Annotated in this window: 19 protein-coding genes; 6 read left to right on the top strand and 13 right to left on the bottom strand. The window is 71.5% G+C overall.

Annotation, left to right across the window (positions count from 1 at the left end; genetic code table 11):
• Positions 1 to 32 precede the first annotated feature (32 nt).
• Complete coding sequence (gene ruvA / locus H7I87_RS16500; RefSeq protein ID WP_003872685.1) at positions 33 to 632, bottom strand: Holliday junction branch migration protein RuvA; 600 nt, start codon at positions 630 to 632, stop codon at positions 33 to 35.
• Positions 629 to 1195 (bottom strand): crossover junction endodeoxyribonuclease RuvC, encoded by a 567-nt coding sequence (ruvC, locus tag H7I87_RS16495; RefSeq protein WP_003877574.1) that lies wholly within the window; start codon positions 1193 to 1195, stop codon positions 629 to 631. Before ruvC ends, ruvA begins: the two co-directional genes overlap by 4 nt.
• Before the next feature lie 181 nt (positions 1196 to 1376).
• Here ruvC and H7I87_RS16490 point away from each other — a divergent pair, with 181 nt between their 5' ends.
• The 5 genes from H7I87_RS16490 to H7I87_RS16470 are packed head-to-tail and all read left to right on the top strand — an operon-like array spanning position 1377 to position 5007.
• On the top strand, positions 1377 to 1988 hold the full coding sequence (locus tag H7I87_RS16490) for a DUF4178 domain-containing protein (RefSeq protein WP_011725491.1): 612 nt from the start codon (positions 1377 to 1379) through the stop codon (positions 1986 to 1988).
• A 19-nt stretch (positions 1989 to 2007) separates the two neighbouring features.
• Entirely contained in the window at positions 2008 to 2511 is a 504-nt protein-coding gene (locus H7I87_RS16485) for a DUF2617 family protein (protein ID WP_033712763.1), read from the top strand.
• Positions 2508 to 2939, top strand: coding sequence for a DUF4247 domain-containing protein (locus tag H7I87_RS16480; protein ID WP_003872689.1), 432 nt, complete (start codon positions 2508 to 2510; stop codon positions 2937 to 2939). The genes H7I87_RS16485 and H7I87_RS16480 overlap by 4 nt, the downstream gene beginning before the upstream one ends.
• Positions 2940 to 2983: 44 nt before the next feature.
• Complete coding sequence (locus H7I87_RS16475) at positions 2984 to 3439, top strand: DUF350 domain-containing protein (protein ID WP_023871238.1); 456 nt, start codon at positions 2984 to 2986, stop codon at positions 3437 to 3439.
• The gene (locus H7I87_RS16470; RefSeq protein ID WP_063967142.1) at positions 3436 to 5007 is read left to right on the top strand and encodes a polyamine aminopropyltransferase; all 1572 of its coding nucleotides are present in this window, start codon (positions 3436 to 3438) and stop codon (positions 5005 to 5007) included. The genes H7I87_RS16475 and H7I87_RS16470 overlap by 4 nt, the downstream gene beginning before the upstream one ends.
• Positions 5008 to 5017: 10 nt before the next feature.
• Here H7I87_RS16470 and H7I87_RS16465 read toward each other — a convergent pair whose 3' ends face one another.
• From H7I87_RS16465 to thrS, 10 genes are all read right to left on the bottom strand, one after another.
• Positions 5018 to 5770, bottom strand: a complete 753-nt coding sequence (locus H7I87_RS16465) for a YebC/PmpR family DNA-binding transcriptional regulator (protein ID WP_009977789.1) — start codon at positions 5768 to 5770, stop codon at positions 5018 to 5020.
• 127 nt (positions 5771 to 5897) lie between these two features.
• The gene (pdxT, locus tag H7I87_RS16460) at positions 5898 to 6494 is read right to left on the bottom strand and encodes a pyridoxal 5'-phosphate synthase glutaminase subunit PdxT (protein WP_009977791.1); all 597 of its coding nucleotides are present in this window, start codon (positions 6492 to 6494) and stop codon (positions 5898 to 5900) included.
• Complete coding sequence (tesB, locus tag H7I87_RS16455) at positions 6491 to 7327, bottom strand: acyl-CoA thioesterase II (protein ID WP_003875361.1); 837 nt, start codon at positions 7325 to 7327, stop codon at positions 6491 to 6493. Before tesB ends, pdxT begins: the two co-directional genes overlap by 4 nt.
• 9 nt (positions 7328 to 7336) lie before the next feature.
• Positions 7337 to 8248 (bottom strand): pyridoxal 5'-phosphate synthase lyase subunit PdxS, encoded by a 912-nt coding sequence (pdxS, locus tag H7I87_RS16450; RefSeq protein WP_003878553.1) that lies wholly within the window; start codon positions 8246 to 8248, stop codon positions 7337 to 7339.
• Between the two features lie 69 nt (positions 8249 to 8317).
• Positions 8318 to 9343: an NUDIX hydrolase gene (locus H7I87_RS16445; RefSeq protein WP_033712749.1), complete on the bottom strand. Its 1026-nt coding sequence runs from the start codon at positions 9341 to 9343 to the stop codon at positions 8318 to 8320.
• Entirely contained in the window at positions 9343 to 10467 is a 1125-nt protein-coding gene (locus H7I87_RS16440) for a glycosyltransferase family 4 protein (RefSeq protein ID WP_019734308.1), read from the bottom strand. The genes H7I87_RS16445 and H7I87_RS16440 overlap by 1 nt, the downstream gene beginning before the upstream one ends.
• Entirely contained in the window at positions 10467 to 11408 is a 942-nt protein-coding gene (locus tag H7I87_RS16435; protein ID WP_031347715.1) for a phosphatidylinositol mannoside acyltransferase, read from the bottom strand. Before H7I87_RS16435 ends, H7I87_RS16440 begins: the two co-directional genes overlap by 1 nt.
• Before the next feature lie 17 nt (positions 11409 to 11425).
• Positions 11426 to 12067 (bottom strand): phosphatidylinositol phosphate synthase, encoded by a 642-nt coding sequence (gene pgsA, locus H7I87_RS16430; RefSeq protein ID WP_019733998.1) that lies wholly within the window; start codon positions 12065 to 12067, stop codon positions 11426 to 11428.
• 12 nt (positions 12068 to 12079) lie between these two features.
• Positions 12080 to 12664 carry an ATP adenylyltransferase gene (locus H7I87_RS16425; RefSeq protein ID WP_003878557.1) on the bottom strand — a complete coding sequence of 195 codons (585 nt, stop codon included), beginning with the start codon at positions 12662 to 12664 and terminating at the stop codon, positions 12080 to 12082.
• A complete protein-coding gene (gene thrS / locus H7I87_RS16420; protein ID WP_009977800.1) occupies positions 12657 to 14711 on the bottom strand; it encodes a threonine--tRNA ligase in 2055 nt (684 codons plus the stop codon). The genes H7I87_RS16425 and thrS overlap by 8 nt, the downstream gene beginning before the upstream one ends.
• Before the next feature lie 98 nt (positions 14712 to 14809).
• Here thrS and H7I87_RS16415 point away from each other — a divergent pair, with 98 nt between their 5' ends.
• The gene (locus tag H7I87_RS16415; protein ID WP_019732295.1) at positions 14810 to 16504 is read left to right on the top strand and encodes a Na+/H+ antiporter; all 1695 of its coding nucleotides are present in this window, start codon (positions 14810 to 14812) and stop codon (positions 16502 to 16504) included.
• A gap of 13 nt (positions 16505 to 16517) precedes the next feature.
• Here the strand turns inward: H7I87_RS16415 and H7I87_RS16410 are convergent, their stop codons facing one another.
• Complete coding sequence (locus tag H7I87_RS16410) at positions 16518 to 17762, bottom strand: amidohydrolase (RefSeq protein ID WP_019732297.1); 1245 nt, start codon at positions 17760 to 17762, stop codon at positions 16518 to 16520.
• Positions 17763 to 17769: the final 7 nt, after the last annotated feature.

Here is a 17769-nt window from a genome sequence, read left to right as displayed (position 1 = left end):
GCTTCGCTCTGCATCGTCGTCGGCGGTGGCGGTCATCGGGACTTCCCCAGCAACGACAGGGCGGCGCGCAGCGCGCCGGAGGTGCCGGCCTCGGGCTCGGCGGCCAGCACCTTGTCGGTGGCCTCCTCGGCCTGCTTGGCGGCGAAGCCGAGGCCGACCAGCGCCTCGACCACCGGGCCGCGCACCGCGTGGCCGTTGCGGGCCGCGCCCGCCGGGGCGCCCGCGGCCCCGGCCGCGCCGATCTTGTCGCGCAGCTCCAGCACCATCCGCTCGGCGCCGCGCTTGCCGATCCCGGGCACCCGGGTCAGCGCGGCGACGTCGCCGTCGTGCAGGGCCTGGCGCAGCGCGCCGGCGTCGTGCACGGCCAGCGTCGCCATCGCCAGCCGCGGGCCGACGCCCGACACCGACAGCAGGGTCAGGAACAAATCGCGGGTCTCGGCGTCGGTGAAGCCGTACAACGTCATCGAATCCTCGCGGACGATCATCGCGGTGATCAGCCGGGCCTGCGTCCCGGTGCGCAGCGTGGACAGCGTCGAGGGCGTCGCGTTGACCCGGTAGCCGACACCGGCGGCCTCGATCACGGCATGGTCGAGCGCCACCTCGAGCACCTCGCCGCGCACCGAGGCGATCATCGCGCGGCCCTCAGCGTCGCGTCCACCTTGTCCTTGTATTTCTGCCGCTGCTGGGCCGCCAGCGCCTCGGCCCGCGCCATCCGGGCGATCATCGGCGCCCGCCAGCAGTGGCAGATGGCCAGCGCCAGCGCGTCGGCGGCGTCTGCGGGTGTCGGTTTGGCTTGCAGCGCAAGGATTCTGGTGACCATGGCGGTGACTTGGGCCTTGTTGGCGGCGCCGTTGCCGGTCACCGCGGCCTTGACCTCGCTGGGGGTGTGGAAGTGCACGCCGATGCCGCGTTTGGCCGCCGCCAGCGCCACCACGCCGCCGGCCTGGGCGGTGCCCATCACGGTCGTCACATTCAGCTGGGAGAACACCCGCTCGATGGCCACCACGTCCGGCTGATGGGTGGCCAGCCAATGCTCGACCGCGTCGCTGATGCTCAGCAGCCGCTCGGCCAGCGGCGCGTCCGACGGGGTGCGCACCACGTCGACGTCCAGCGCGACGACGGTGCGACCGCGCCCGCTTTCCACCACCGACAGCCCGCACCGGGTCAGGCCGGGGTCGACGCCCATCACCCGCATTACCCGCTCCCACCTAGTAGAACAGCTGTTCGATAGCCTAGCGGCCGGCGCCGACCGGCCCGGGTAGGACACGCGGCGCGGGCGCCGATTCCCGGTCGAGACGTTACGGCGCCGCGGCCACCGAAAAGCTGTTAGCTTTAGCCCACGTTCGCTCGAGCAAGGTGGCAACGGAGGGGTTGGCGTGGGATCTCTGCTGGTCATGCTCGCCATCGTGCTGTTCATCGCGTCGATCGTGGTGCTCGTGGTGGCTTTGCGACGGCCCAAGCAACCCGCGCGCCCGGCCGGGCGGCCCGATCCGCTCGCCGCGGACGCGCTGCCGCAGTTCGGTCCGCGCCAACTCGGGCCTGGCGCCGTCGTCAGCTACGGCGGCACCGACTACATCGTGCGCGGCTCGGTCACCTACCGCGAGGGCCCGTTCGTGTGGTGGGAGCACCTGTTGGAAGGCGGCGACCAGCCGCTGTGGTTCAGCGTCGAAGAAGACGACGGGCGGCTGCAATTGGCCCTGTGGGTGACCCGCAAGGACCTGTCGCTGCGGCCCGGCGACAACTACGTGGTCGACGGCGTGACGTTCCACGAGTCCGAGCGCGGCCGCGCCTCCTACACCACCGAGGGCACCACCGGGCTGCCGGCCGGCGGCGAGATGGAATTCGTCGACTGCACCAACGCCGACGAGACGGCGCTGCTGTCGTTCGAGCGCTGGGCCCCGGACATGCCGTGGGAGGTGTCGACGGGCAAGCCGGTGTCGCCCGGCGAGATCACCGTGTATGCCGCGCCGCCACCGAGTTCGGCCTGACGCGCAGAAGGTCAACCCGGTGCCCCTTCATCAGCTCGCCGTGACCCCCGCGGACGTGTCCGGGGAGAAGCTGGGCCTGGCGCTCAACGCGCCGGTGCCGGCGCCGCTGGTCAGCCACCGGCTGGACCATCCCGGCGGCGGCGCGCTGTTGCTCGGGGTGCTGGGCGCGTCGCACGTCGTCGCGGTCGAGCATGCGTTCTCCGAGGAAATCTCTTGCACCGCACGCAGTTTCGGCGCCGACCTGCCCGCGCGCGCCGAGGCGCCCGGCTACCGCCTGCGCTCCCGCACCGACGCCCGTGACGCGGCGAGCTTTCGCCGGCTCGCCGACGACCTTCGCGACCGGTGCGCGCGCCGGCCCGGCTGGCTGGGCGGCAGCTTCCCCGGCGACGGCGCCGCGCTGACCGTGCTGGCCGCCCGGCCCGACGGCGCCGGCTGGCGCTGGCGGACCTGGCACCTGTATCCCGACCGCCCCGCCGGCCGCGGCGGGACCGTCGTTCGCACCGCCAGCCGGTGGCATCCGTGAGCCGCAACCGCCTGTTCGTCATCGCCGGCGCCCTGGCCGTCGCCGCGGTGGTGTGCCTGGTGACCGGAATCATCTTGCTGCAGAAGAACATTGCGTCCTATGTGGCCGGCCACTACCACGAGTACGCCCGCGACGTGAACGGCACCCGCTACCAGTGCACCGGCTCGCCCGAGCAGGTGGCCGACACGCTGTCCGAGTACGCCGAGCCCGCGGCGCGGGCCGACGACAACAAGACCGAATACCTGCGCTACAGCAACGACATCGTGATCGTCGGCCCGGACGGCAACTACCCGTGCAGCATTCGCGTCGAGCCGCTGAGCGCCGGATACAGCCACGGCGCCTTCGTCTTCCTCGGCCCGGGCTTCTTCCCCGGGTCGCCGTCCGGCGGCGCCGGAGGCACCCCCGGCGGGCCGGGCGGCACCAAGTGACGGCCCGGCCGTAGCAGCGGATCCACAACGCAAAGGAGACAACCATGTACCTCGCCGTCGAGATCGGCACCGTCGACCTCAATCCCGTCCTCAAGGGCGCGGTCGCGACCATCCTGTACTTCGCAGTCGGCATGGCCGTGCTGCTGGTCGGGTTCTACGCGGTCGACCTGCTGACCCCGGGCAAGCTGCGCCAACTGGTGTTCATCGACCGCCGGCCCAACGCCGTCGTCGTGGCGGGCGCGATGTACATCGCGCTGACCGCGGTGATCATCACCGCCATCGCCAACAGCTACAGCCAGCTGGGCCAGGGCCTGGTCGGGGTGGCGGTGTACGGGCTGATGGGCGTCATCCTGCTCGGGGTGGCGCTGCTGGCGATGCACCTGCTGATCCCGGGCAGCTTCCACGAGCACGTCGAGGAGCCGCAGCTGCACCCGGGATCGTTCGCGGTGGCGCTGATCCTGCTCGCGGTGGGAGGAGTGACCGCCGCGGCGGTGTCATGAGCACCGTCGAGGTCAGCGCGCCCGAGGCCGCGCCGCCGTCGCCGGGGCGGTGGCGGGCGCTGCTGCTGGCCGCCGTCGCGGCGTGCGCGGCCTGCGGCATCATCTACGAACTCGCGCTGCTGACGCTGTCGGCCAGCCTGGACGGCGGCGGCATCGTCGCCACCTCGCTGATCGTGGCCGGCTACATCGCCGCGCTGGGGGTGGGCGCGCTGCTGGCCAAACCGCTGCTGGCGCACGCCGCGCTCGGCTTCATCACGGTCGAGGCGCTGCTGGGCGTGGTGGGCGGGCTGTCGGCGGCCGCGCTGTACGTGGTGTTCGCGTTCCTGGACGGCTCGGTCGGGTCGACCTGGGTGCTGGCGGTCAGCACGGCGCTGATCGGTGGCCTGGTCGGCGCCGAGGTGCCGCTGCTGATGACGCTGCTGCAGCGCGGACGGACGGCCGGGCCCGCCGACGCCGGCCGCACGCTGGCCAACCTCAACGCCGCCGACTACCTCGGCGCGTTGCTCGGCGGGCTGGTGTGGCCGTTCCTGCTGCTGCCGCAGCTGGGCATGATCCGGGGCGCGGCCGCCACCGGCATGATCAACCTGGCGGCGGCCGCCGTGGTGGCGATTTTCCTGCTGCGGCAAGTGGTTTCGGCGCAGCAACTGGCGCTGGCGCTGTGCGCGCTGGCCGCCACGCTGGCGCTGCTGGCCACCCTGCTGCTGCGCTCGGCGGACGTCGAAACCACCAGCAGGCAAAGGCTTTACGCCGACCCGATCATCGCCTACCGGCACACGCCCTACCAGGAGATCGTGGTGACCCGCCGCGGTGACGACACCCGGCTGTACCTGGACGGCGGGCTGCAGTTCTCCACCCGCGACGAGTACCGCTACACCGAGAGCCTGGTCTACCCCGCACTCGGCAACGGCGCCCGGTCGGTGCTGGTGCTCGGCGGCGGCGACGGCCTGGCCGCGCGCGAATTACTGCGCCAGCCCGGCATTTCCAGGATCGTGCAGGTCGAACTCGACCCCGCCGTCATCGAGATCGCCCGCACCACGCTGCGCGCCGCCAACGGCGGTTCGCTGGACAACCCGCGGGTGCGGGTGCTGACCGGGGACGCGATGGCCTGGCTGCGCGGGCCGAACCCGGATCGGTTCGACGCGGTCATCGTCGACCTGCCCGACCCCGACACCCCGGTGCTGGGGCGGCTGTACTCCACCGAGTTCTACGCGCTGGCCGCCCACGCGCTGGCGCCCGGCGGGCTGCTGGTGGTGCAGGCGGGCAGCCCGTTCTCCACCCCGACGGCGTACTGGCGCACGGTGTCGACCATCCGGGCGGCCGGCTACGCCGTCACGCCCTATCACGTGCATGTGCCCACGTTCGGCGACTGGGGCTTCGTGCTGGCCCAGCGCGGCGACACCCCGCCCGCGCCCAAGGTGCCGCCCGACGCGCCGCCGCTGCGCTTCCTCGATCAGCGGGTGCTGCAGGCCGCGGTGGTGTTCTCCGGCGACGTCGGGCCGCGCCCGCTGGAACCCTCGACGCTGGACAATCCGCGCATCGTCGGCGACATGCGGCACGGCTACGACTGATCGGCCTGCGTCACTCCTCGATCTGGGCCAGGATCTCGTCGGGAATGTCGGCGTTGGTCCACACGTCCTGGACGTCGTCGCTGTCCTCGAGCGCGTCGACCAGCCGCATCACCTTCTGCGCGCCGTCGGCGTCCAGCGGCACCGTCACCGAAGGCTGGAATCCCGCCTCGGCGGAGTCGTAGTCGATGCCCGCGTCCTGCAGCGCCGTCCGCACCGCGACGAGATCGGTTGGCTCGCAGATGATTTCGAAGCTATCGCCGAGGTCCTCGACCTCTTCGGCGCCGGCATCCAGCACGGCCGCCAGGATGTCGTCCTCGGTCAGGCCGTTCTTCTCACAGGTGACGACGCCCTTGCGGGAGAACAGGTAGGACACCGAGCCGGGGTCGGCCATGGTGCCGCCGTTGCGGGTCATCGCCACCCGCACCTCGCTGGCGGCGCGGTTGCGGTTGTCGGTCAGGCACTCGATCAGCACCGCCACGCCGTTGGGCGCATACCCCTCGTAGGTGATGGTCTGCCAGTCGGCGCCGCCGGCCTCCTCGCCGGCGCCGCGCTTGCGGGCCCGCTCGATGTTCTCGTTGGGCACCGAGCTCTTCTTCGCCTTCTGGATCGCGTCGTAGAGCGTCGGGTTGCCCGCCGGATCACCGCCACCGACGCGGGCCGCGACCTCGATGTTCTTGATCAGCCGGGCGAACATCTTGCCGCGGCGGGCGTCGATGACGGCCTTCTTGTGCTTGGTGGTGGCCCACTTGGAATGGCCGCTCATCGGTGTGTCGTACCTCTTCTATCTCGTCGAAAGTCGCCAGACGAGTCTACGTGGGCGCCGAAAGCGCCGAGCGTCACGCCAGCGTGACCGTCGTCGCCGAGCGTCACGCCAGCGTGACGGCCGGCGCTCAGACCACCCCGGTGACCAGGTCGACGAACAGCCGGTGGATGCGCCGGTCGCCGGTCATCTCGGGGTGAAACGCCGTGGCCAGCCTGGCGCCCTGGCGCACCGCGACGACGTGACCGGCGGCGCGGGCCAGCACCTCGACGCCGTCGCCGGCGCGCTCCACCCAGGGCGCGCGGATGAACACCGCCCGCACCGGCCCGTCCAGTCCCGCGAACGCGATGTCACCCTCGAACGAGTCGACCTGGCGTCCAAAAGCATTGCGGCGCACCGTCATATCGATCGCCCGCAGCGGCAGCGCCTCCCGCCCGCCGGCGCCGGCGTCCAGGATCTCGCTGGCCAGCAGGATCATCCCGGCGCAGGCGCCGTAGGCGGGCAGCCCGTCGGCCAGCAGCCCCCGCAGCGGCTCCAGCAGGTCGAGGTCTTTGAGCAGGTGGCTCATGGTGGTCGATTCCCCGCCGGGGATGACCAGCCCGTCGACCGCCTCGAGCTCGCCGCGCCGGCGCACCGGCATCGACTCGGCCCCGGCCTCGCGCAGCGCGGCCAGATGCTCGCGGGTGTCGCCCTGCAGCGCCAGCACCCCGATCCGCGGGGCGCTCACTGCCGATATCCCCGCTGGAAGCGGGTCAGCCCCTCCTGCATGACCGCGGCCACCATCTCGCCGGACTGGGTGAAGATCTTGCCCTGGCACAGCGAGCGGCCGCCGTTGGCCGACGGCGAGGACTGGTCGTAGAGCAGCCACTCGTCGGCGCGGAACGCCCGCATGAACCACATGGCGTGGTCCAGCGACGCCACCTGCAGGTGCTCGCGCACATCGAGGTGGGTCACCTGCGCCGAGCCCAGCAGCGTCAGGTCGCTCATGTAGGCCAGCGCGCAAATGTGCAGCACCGGGTCGTCGGGCAACGGGTCGCGGTGGCGGAACCACACCTGCTGCTGGGACGCCTTGCCCGGGGTCAGCTGCAGCTTCTCCCGCGGCACGATGCAGACGTCCCACTCCTCGAACTGCTTGAACCCGGCGTCGTCGAACACCTTGATCGAGTCCAGGCCGGGCAGGCCGTCCGGGGGCGGCGCGGCCGGCATGGCGTCCTGGTGGTGGATGCCCTCCTGGTCGGTCTGGAACGACGCGCCCATGGAGAAGATGATCTCGCCATGCTGAATGGCGTTGACCCGCCGGGTGGCAAACGAGCCGCCGTCGCGGGTGCGCTCCACGATGAACACCGTGCGCTCCTTGGCGTCCCCGGGCCGCAGGAAGTACCCGTGCAGCGAGTGCACCTGGTAGCGCGGGTCGACCGTGCGCACCGCCGACACCAGCGACTGGCCGGCCACATGGCCGCCGAAGGTGCGCTGGAAATATCCGGAATCCGGGCTGAAGACGCCCCCGCGGTAGATGTTGACCTCGAGTTGCTCGAGATCAAGGATCTGCTCGATCGACACGGATTGTTCTTACCAGCCGCGTTCCGCCAGCCGTTCGGGCTGCGCGATCTGCTCGACGTTGATGCCGACCATCGCCTCGCCCAGCCCGCGTGACACCTTGGCCAGCACGTCGGGGTCGTCGTAGAAGGTGGTGGCCTTGACGATCGCGGCGGCGCGCTGGGCGGGGTCGCCGGACTTGAAGATGCCGGAGCCGACGAACACGCCCTCGGCGCCGAGCTGCATCATCATCGCCGCGTCGGCCGGGGTGGCGATGCCGCCGGCGGTGAACAGGGTGACCGGCAGCTTGCCGGCCCGGGCCACCTCGACGACGAGTTCGTAGGGGGCCTGCAATTCCTTTGCGGCGACGTACAACTCGTCTTCCGACAGCGACATCAGGCGGCGGATCTCGCCGCCGATGGCCCGCATGTGGGTGGTGGCGTTGGAGACGTCGCCGGTGCCGGCCTCACCCTTGGAGCGGATCATCGCCGCGCCCTCGTTGATGCGTCGTAACGCCTCGCCCAGGTTGGTCGCCCCGCACACGAACGGCACGGTGAACTTCCACTTGTCGATGTGGTGGGTGTAGTCGGCGGGGGTGAGCACCTCGGACTCGTCGATGTAGTCCACGCCCAGGCTCTGCAGGATCTGCGCCTCGACGAAATGCCCGATGCGGGCCTTGGCCATCACCGGGATGGTGACCGCGGAGATGATGCCCTCGATCATGTCCGGGTCGCTCATCCGCGACACCCCGCCCTGGGCGCGGATGTCGGCGGGCACCCGCTCGAGGGCCATCACGGCGACGGCGCCGGCGCCCTCGGCGATCTTGGCCTGCTCGGGGGTGACGACGTCCATGATGACGCCGCCCTTGAGCATTTCGGCCATGCCGCGCTTGACCCGCGCGGTCCCGGTTCGCCCGCTGCCGTCCGGTGAATGGGCGGTGTTCACTGCTCGATCTCCTTCAACGTTGTCGACCCAGTCTAGTGAGGCGACCCGGCCCCGCGTTGACCGGCGGAGTCAGCGGATCGACAGCAGCGGGCCGGGGGTGCGGCCGCTGGCCAGCGCGGCCGCGTCGGTGAGCAGCCCGGACAGCTGCAGCGGGTACACCGTCTCCCCCGCCGCGACGAGCTGGGCGATGTCGGCAGCGTCACACCAGCGGTGGCCGTGGATGTAGCTGTGTTCCAGTTCGGTTCGGCCCGTCCGGGACGGCTCGAAGCGCTGCGTGCGGTAGACGAAGTAGAACTCCTCGCTGTCAATCAGCGAGCCGTTGAACTCGAAGACCTCGTCGCGCCGCCACACCGGTCCGACCAGCTCGGACGGCGCGACCCGCAGGCCGGTCTCCTCGGCCAGCTCCCGCGCGGCGGCCTCGGCCAGCCGTTCGCCCGGCTGCACCTCGCCGCCCACGGTGAACCACCACTTGGGTGCCGGCTGGCCGGCCAGGGCCGGGTCCGACCCGCGCAGCAGCAGCACGGCGCCGCGGTCGTCGAGCAGCACCACCCGGGCCGAGGTGCGGTGGTTGAGCACGCCGTGATCGCCGTGCGCCAGCGCGTGCGGCCGCTCCACGATCTCGAAATAGCTGGGCAGCGCGGCGGTTCCACCGAGATGCAGCAGCCGCACCAGGCGCCGTTCGGCCAGGGCCAGGGTGTCGCGGACCGCGTCGTTGTGGAAGCGGCGGGCCAGCAGCACCCGGGCCTCGGCGTCGGCCAGCTCGGCGATCAGCCCGGCCGGCAGCGACGCCGGGTCGACGGCGGCCAGCGCGGCCGACAGCTCGTTCTCGCGCGCCTCGCGGGCGGCCCGGGGCGCGGCCTCGGCGGCGTCGGCCAGCGCCGCCAGCCGGCGCCCCTCGGAGGCACCGCCGTAGGCGTCGATCGCCACGGCGCGCGCCACCACCGCGCGCCGGGCCAGCGCGCCATCGAGCGCCTGCCAGGACAGGTCGTAGCGGACGTGCAGCCGGTCCAGTCGGTTGGCGGTCCGGTACGCCCAGACGCCGACCACCGCCAGCACCGCGACCAGGATCGCGATGCCGACCATCACCCACGTCATCAACTGGCCACCTCAACCTTGGCGCCCGTCGCGGCGACCGTCTCGTACACCCGCATGATCTGGCTGGCCACCACCGACCAGTCGTAGCTCTGGACGGCCGCCTGCCCGGCGGCCACGTAGCCGTCCCGCAGCACATCATCCTCCAGCACCGCGATCAGCGCATCGGCGAGCGCGTCGCCGTCGCCGACGGGCACCAGAGCGCCCACCTCGCCGTCGCGCAGCACCCGCCGGAAGGCGTCCAGGTCGCTGGCCACCACCGGGGTGCCGGCGGCCATCGCCTCGACCAGCACGATGCCGAAGCTCTCCCCGCCCAGGTTGGGTGCGCAGTACACGTCGGCGCTGCGCATGGCCGACGCCTTGCCGGCGTCGTCGACCTGGCCGAGGAAGCGGATGTGCTTCACCAATTCGCCTGCCTGCGTGCGCAATTGGTCCTCGTCGCCGCGACCGACCACCAGCAGCTGCACGTCGGCGAACCGCTCGACCAGCCGCGGCAGCGCGTCGAGCAGCACCGCCATGCCCTTGCGCGGCTCGTCGTAGCGCCCCAAAAACAGCACCGTCTTGCCGGCCCGCGGGAAACCGTCCAGCCGCGGCGCCGAGGCGAACGAGGCGACGTCGACGCCGTTGGGGATCTCCACCGCGTCGGTGCCCAGCGCCTCCATCTGCCAGCGCCGGGCCAGGTCGGAGACCGCGATCCGGCCGACGATCTTCTCGTGCATCGGGCGCAGGATCCCCTGGAACACGGTCAGGGTCAGCGATTTGGTGGTCGAGGTGTGAAACGTCGCCACGATCGGCCCCTCGGCGATGTTCAGCGCCAGCATCGACAGGCTCGGCGCGTTGGGCTCGTGCAGGTGCAGCACGTCGAAATCGCCGTCCACGAGCCACTTTTTCACCTTGCGGTGGGTGGCCGGGCCGAACCGCAGCCGGGCCACCGAGCCGTTGTAGGGAATCGGGACGGCCTTGCCCGCCGAGACGACGTAGCCGGGCAGCACGGCGTGCGGCGAGGCCGGCGCCAGCACGCTGACGTCGTGCCCGCGGCACCGCATCACCTCGGCCAGCTGCAGGACGTGCGACTGCACCCCGCCCGGAACGTCGAACGAGTAGGGGCAGACCATCCCGATCCGCATCAGCTGTCCCTCAACCGGGCCCGCGTGGAGTCGGGGAGGTCGGCCAGCCACTGCGGCTGCATCATGTGCCAGTCCTCGGGGTGGGCGGCGATGTTCTTCTCGAAGTGATCGGCCAGCACCTGGGTGATGGCGCCGACGTCGCCGCTGCTGCAGTCCAGCGCCGGGTAGATCAAAAACCGCCAGCCCTCGCCCTCGAAATGCACGTGCACCGGCAGCAGCGCCGCGCCGGTCGCGATGGCCAGCTTCGCCGGCCCGGCCGGCATCCGGGTGGCCTCGCCGAAGAAGTCGACCTGCACACCGGTGCGGGTCAGGTCGCGGTCGGCCATCAGGCACACCACCCGGTTGGCCCGCAGCCGGTCGCACAGCACCTCGAAGGGCGGCCGCTCGCCCCCGGACAGCGGCAGCACCTCGAACCCGAGCCGTTCGCGGTAGGCGATGAACCGCCGATACAGCGACTCGGGTTTGAGACGTTCGGCGACGGTGGTGAAGGTGCCGTGCGATTGGGCCAGCCAGACGCCGGCCATGTCCCAGTTTCCGCTGTGCGGCAACGCGATCACCGCGCCGCGTCCCGCGCGCAGCGCGGCGTCCAGGTTGTCCTCGCCGCGCACCGAGTCCTGTAGCCGGCGGCCCAGCTCGGTCAGGTCCATGCTGGGCAGCCGGAAGGCCTCGCGCCAGTAGCGGGCGTAGGAGGCCAGCGAGGCCCGCATCAGCGCGTCGGGGACGTCGGCGGGCGGCACCCGCAGCACCCGGGCCAGGTTCTTGCGCAGCTGGTCGGGGCCGCCGCCGCGGGCCGCGTAGCGCGCGGCGGCGTCAAAGGCGTTGCGGGCGGCGAACTCCGGCATCGCCCGCACCGCCATCCAGCCCGTCGCGTACGCCCAGTCGGCGCCGACGCCGCCCACCAGCCGGCCGGCCAGCCGGCCCGGCGCGGTGATCGCCCTCATCCCCGGCGGGGTGGGCATCACGGCGCGTCCGATCCTCGGTCGGTGGCGCCCGGCGAGGTCCGCACGGTGTGCAGCCGCTGCGCGCAGGTGACCAGGCTGGCCGCCGCCAGCGCCCACATCGCCACCGGCAGCGCCCACGGCAGCGGGTAGCCGGGAAGGTCGGACAGCCCGGCGCCGACCAGCACGATGATCAGCCGCTCGGGCCGCTCGATGATGCCGCCGTCGCCGCGCAGCCCGCTGGCCTCGGCCCGGGCCTTGATGTAGGAGATCACCTGGGAGGTGACCAGGCAGATCAGCGTGGCCGCCGCCAACGGTTCGTCGTGCAGGCCGAAGGCCACCCACCACAGCAGCCCGCCGAACACCGCGCCGTCGCTGAGCCGGTCACAGGTGGCGTCCAGCACCGCGCCGAACCGGGTGCCCCCGCCGCGCTCCCGCGCCATCGCCCCGTCGAGCATGTCGAACAGCACGAAGAACCAGACCACCAGCGTGCCGACGAACAGCTCGCCGATCGGGAACAGGATCAGCGCCCCGGCCACCGCCACGATGGTGCCCGCGACGGTGACGACGTCGGGGGTCAGGCCCAGCCGCAGGCAGGCCCGGGCGGTGGGAGTCGTCAGCCGCGCGAACGCCGCGCGGGATAAAAACGGCACCTTACTCATGGCGGTGTGGGCTCACGACTGCTTGGCCCACTCGGTGGCCAGCAGCTGGCGGGTTTCGCGCAGCAACTGCGGGATCACCTTCGACCCGCCGATGATGGTGATGAAGTTCGCGTCCCCACCCCAGCGCGGCACGACGTGCACGTGCAGATGCTCGGCCAGCGACCCGCCGGCCGAGGTGCCCAGGTTCAGGCCGACGTTGAACCCGTGCGGGCGTGACACGTTTTTGATGACGCGAATCGCCTTCTGTATGAACGACATCAGCTCCGCGCTCTCCGCGTCGGTCAGGTCCTCGAGCTCGGAGACCCGCCGGTAGGGCACCACCATCAGATGCCCCGGGTTGTAGGGGTAGAGGTTGAGCACGGCGTAGACCAGTTCGCCGCGCGCGACCACCAGGCCGTCCTCGTCGGTCAGCTGCGGAATGTCGGTGAACGGCTGCTCGCTCTTGCCCGACGAGTTGGGGCCGCGCTTCATCGGCGCCTCGGCCAGATAGGTCATCCGGTACGGCGTCCACAACCGCTGCAGGTGGTCCTGCTCGCCGACACCGCGGTCCAGGATGGTGCGCTCGGCGTCCTGCTCGGCCTGTTCGGGATCACTCACCACTGGACACTTTCACGAGTTCGGCGCTGGGGACGGAATTCTCGCGGTCGGCGATCCACTTGACGATCGCGTCGACCGCGCTGTCGCGGGGCACGCCGTTGATCTGGGTGCGGTCGCCGAACCGGAAGCTGACCGCCCCCGCGGCCACGTCCCGGTCGCCGGCCAGCAGCATGAACGGCACCTTCTGCGCGGTGTGGTGCACGATCTTCTTGGCCATCCGGTCGTCGCTGGCGTCCACCTCCACCCGCACCCCGTGCGACTTCAGCTGTGCGGCAACGCTTTCCAGGTAGGGCACGTGCTCGTCGGCGACCGGGATGCCCACCGCCTGCACCGGCGCCAGCCAGGCCGGGAACGCGCCCGCGTAGTGCTCGGTCAGGATGCCGAAGAACCGCTCGATCGACCCGAACAGCGCGCGGTGGATCATCACCGGCCGCTGCCGGGTGCCGTCGGACGCGGTGTATTCCAGCTCGAATCGCTCCGGGAAGTTGAAGTCCACCTGGATCGTCGACATCTGCCAGCTGCGGCCCAGCGCGTCGCGGGCCTGCACCGAGATCTTCGGGCCGTAGAACGCCGCCCCGCCCGGATCGGGCACCAGCTCCAGGCCGGACTCGGCGGCCACGTCGGCCAGCGAAGTGGTGGCCTGCTCCCACATTTCGTCGGAGCCGACGAACTTGTCCGGGTCCTTGGTGGACAGCTCCAGGTAGAAGTCGGTCAACCCGTAGTCGCCCAGCAGCTCGAGCACGAACCGCAGCAGCGAAGCCAGCTCGCCGTGCAGCTGCTCGCGGGTGCAGAAGATGTGTGAGTCGTCCATGGTGAACCCGCGCGCCCGGGTCAGCCCGTGCACCACGCCGGACTTCTCGTAGCGGTACACGGTGCCGAATTCGAAGAGCCGCAACGGCAATTCGCGGTAGGACCGCCCGCGGGACCGGTAGATCAGCGTGTGCATCGGGCAGTTCATCGGCTTGAGGTAGTAGTCCTGCCCGGGCTTGCGCACCGTCCCATCGTCGTCGTATTCGGCGTCGAGGTGCATGGGCGGGAACATCCCGTCGGCGTACCAGTCCAGGTGCCCGGAGGTGTGGAACAGCTGCGCCTTGGTGATGTGCGGGGTGTTGACGAACTCGTAGCCGGCCTCGATGTGCTTGCGCCGCGAATACTCCTCCAGCTCCCGGCGCACCACCCCGCCCCTGGGGTGGAAAACCGCCAAGCCCGAACCGATTTCGTCGGGGAAGCTGAACAGGTCCAGCTCGCTGCCCAGCTTGCGGTGGTCGCGCCGCTGGGCTTCCTCGATCAGCCGCAGGTGGTCGTCCAGCGCCTCCTGCGACTCCCACGCGGTGCCGTAGATGCGTTGCAGGCTGGCGTTGTTCTGATCGCCCCGCCAGTAGGCCGCCGAGCTGCGGGTCAGCTTGAAGGCCGGGATGTGGCGGGTGGTCGGGATGTGCGGCCCGCGGCACAAATCACCCCAAACCCGTTCCCGGGTACGGGGATTGAGGTTGTCGTAGGCGGTGAGCTCGTCGCCGCCGACCTCCATGATGTCGGGGTCACCGGACTTGTCGTCGACCAGTTCCAGCTTGTAGGGCTCGCCGGCCAGCTCGGCGCGCGCCTGCTCCTTGGACTCGTACACCCGCCGGGAGAACAGCTGGCCCTCCTTGACGATCTGGCGCATCCGCTTTTCCAGCTTGTCCAGATCCTCCGGCGTGAACGGCTCGGGCACGTCGAAGTCGTAGTAGAAGCCGTCGGTGATGGGCGGGCCGATGCCCAGCTTGGCCTGCGGGAACAACTCCTGCACGGCCTGGGCCAGCACGTGTGCCGCCGAGTGCCGGATGACGCTGCGGCCCTCGTCGGTGTTGGCCGCGACGGGGACGACCTCGGCGTCGGTGTCGGGCACCCAGCTCAGGTCGCGCAGCGTGCCCGAGGCGTCGCGCACCACCACGACGGCGTCGGGCGCTCCCCGGCCCGGCAGCCCCGCGTCGCGCACCGCGGCGGCGGCGGTGGTCCCGGCCGGCACCCGGATCGGGGCTGGCCAGGAATCGGTTGCGGGGACGGTCATTGTGGCGGTCTCCAAGGCTCGCAGGGTCGACGACCATGCTATCGGGGCGGCCGAAGGGCGAGCAGGGCCGTCGAGTAGCCACCGTCCGGTCCGGCACAATGAGGTCGATGGGCGCGCAGACGGCTTTGACCTTGCTGCTCGCCGCCATCGCGGTCATCGTGCTGGTCGACTGGATCAGCGAGCGCACCCGCCTGCCCAGCGCGACGCTGCTGGTCCTGGTCGGCATCGGGCAGGCGCTGCTGCCGGGGCCGACCATCGGCCTCGAGCCCGACGTGGTGATGACCTGCATCCTGCCGCCCCTGCTCTACCACGCGGCGCTGGAATCGTCACTGGTCGGCATCCGCCGCAATCTGCGCACGGTGGTCAGCCTGTCGGTCGTCCTCGTGCTGCTGACCGCTGCGTCGGTCGGTGTCGCGTTCAGCCTGCTCGTGGGCGGCGCGACGCTCGCGGTGGGCATGGTGCTGGGCGCGGCGGTGGCGCCGACCGATCCGGTGGCCGCGCTCGCCGTCGCCCGCAAGGAGGGCCTGCCGCTCAACATCGTCACGCTGATCGAGGGCGAGGGGCTGCTCAACGACGCGACCGCGCTGACCACGCTCGCGGTCGCCGTCACCGTGGCGCGCGGGGCCGCGTTCTCGGCGCCGTCGGCGATCCGGGAGTTCGTGCTGGCGGCAGTCGGCGGCCTGGTGGTGGGCCAGGTGTTCGCCTACGCCCGGCGCCTGCTGCGCCGGTGGCGGCACGACGTGCTGACCGCCAACGCCATCTCGCTGGCCACGCCGTTTCTCACCTATCTGGTCGCCGAGAAGCTGTCCGCCTCCGGCGTGCTGGCCGTCGTGGTGTGCGGGCTGATCGTCGGCCACGACTCGCCGCGGGTGGAATCCGGGGCGAGCCGCCTGCAGACCCGCGCCGTCTGGCGGCTGGTCAACTTCCTGCTCGAGGGCGTGGTGTTCCTGCTGATCGGCCATCAGGTGCCGGTGATCCTGGACGAGCTGGGCGGCTACGCGTTGTCGACGATCCTGGTGGCGGTCGGGGTGACCGTCGCGGTGGTTCTGCTGGTCCGGCCGCTGTGGCTGCTGCTCACCCAGTCGCTGCCCCGGTCGCTGCACACCCGGCTGGGCAACGTTGACGATTCGGCGACCGATGACGCCGAGCCGCGGCCCGAGCGCACCCGCGAGCGGCTCAGCGGCCGCGAGATCGTCGTGCTGAGCTGGGCCGGCACCCGCGGCGTGGTCAGCCTCGCCGCGATCTTCGCGGTGCCGGTGCTGACCGAGGGCAACGCGCCGTTTCCCGACCGCGACCTGCTGCTGTTCTGCACCCTGGTGGTGGTGCTGGTGACGCTGATCGGACAGGGTGTCACCTTCGGTCCGCTGGTGCGCGCCCTGGGCCTGCGCGCCAAGACCACCGACGAGCTGCGGCTGCGCAACCGGGCCCGGGCGGCCGCGCTGCGGGCCGCCCTGGACCGGCTCGACTCGCTGGACCCCGAGGACGGCGCCGACGTCGATCCCCGGGTGATCGACGGTGTGCGCCAACAGTTGTCGGCGCAGCTGGAGCGCTACGAACACCGGCTCACCCTGTTGTCGGACGTCGACGAGTTGCCCGCCGCCCCCGCCTACGAGGCCGCCGTGGGGCTGCGCCGGGTGGCCATCGACGCCCAGCGCGACGAACTCGTGCGCTGGCGCGACGCGGGCATGCTGCCCGACCAGAGCCTGCGCGCGATCGAACGCGAACTTGACCACGAGGAGAGCATGCTGCCGATGGGGTTGCCGCGATCCCCCCGACGCAGTCAAAAGCGTTGAGCCCCAGTTGATTTCAGGACGCGCTAGGGGCCAGCCAGGCCAGCGCGGCGACGGTCAGCGCCTCGGTGCCGGTGTCGAGGGTGGGCTGGATGACGGGGGCGAACCTCCCGGAGTGGTTGACGGGGATGTCCTCGGCCAGCCGGCCCGCCGCCTCGGCGCGCCGATACGCGCCGGGGTCGGCTCCCCCGAAACCCCAATAGCTGTACGGCGCGTCGAGCCCGGTGGCGATGTTGCTGAAGTCTTCGCTTCCGGTCTGCGCGGGAATCTCCGTCGCCCGGTCGCCGAAATGCTCGGCGAACACCGCCCGCACCCGCGCGGTGACCGCGGGGTCGTTGTCGGTGGCCGGGAAGTGGTTCATCATCTCGAACTCGGGGTCCCGCGGAGACCCGGACGCCTGGCATTCGGCGGTGACGATGCGCCGGACCGCGTCGAGCATCCGGTCGCGGGTCCGGCCGCTGAAGGTGCGCAGGTTCAGCTCCAGCACCGCGTGGTCGCCGATCACGTTGCTCTTGGCGCCCGACTCGATCCTGCCGATCGTCAGCACCGCGGTCTCGGTGGGCGCCACCTCGCGCGAGACGACGGTCTGCAACCGGATCACGATCATGGCGGCGAGCACGACGGGATCGACGGTCGTCTGCGGCATCGACCCGTGGCCGCCCCGGCCGTACACCGTGACCCGCATGCTGTCGGCGGTGGCCATGAAGGGCCCCGATCGGGTGACGATCTGGCCGGCCGGAAACGGCAGCACGTGCTGGGCCAGGGCGACGTCGACGTGACCGACCAGCCTCGCCAGCCCGTCGTCGACCATGCGGCGCGCGCCGTCGCCGAGCTCCTCGGCGGGCTGGAAGACCGCGACCAGGCTGCCGCGCCAGTGTTCGCGCGCCCCGGCGAGCAGCGACGCGGCGCCCAGCAGGCAGGTGACGTGGATGTCGTGCCCGCAGGCGTGCATGACGGGCCGTTCGTCGCCGCGCGGGTCGGTGGCGGTGACGGCGCTGGCGTACGGCAGGCCGGTGTCTTCGCGCACCGGCAGCGCGTCCATGTCGGCGCGCAGCAGGACGGCCGGGCCGGTGCCGTTGCGCAGCACCCCGACCACGCCGGTGCCTCCGACGCCCTCGTGCACGTCGTAACCGAAGCCGCGCAGCCGCTCGGCCACCACCGCCGCGGTGCGGTGTTCCTGGTGTGACAGTTCCGGATGCCGGTGCAGGTCGCGGTACAGGTCCTCCTGCCAGCCACGGATCCCGGGCAAACCCGCGAGCACCGGGCCG

This window comes from Mycobacterium timonense (genome assembly GCF_025821985.1).
Taxonomy (GTDB): Bacteria; Actinomycetota; Actinomycetes; order Mycobacteriales; family Mycobacteriaceae; genus Mycobacterium; species Mycobacterium avium.
This window is presented reverse-complemented; position numbering and strand designations above follow the sequence as displayed.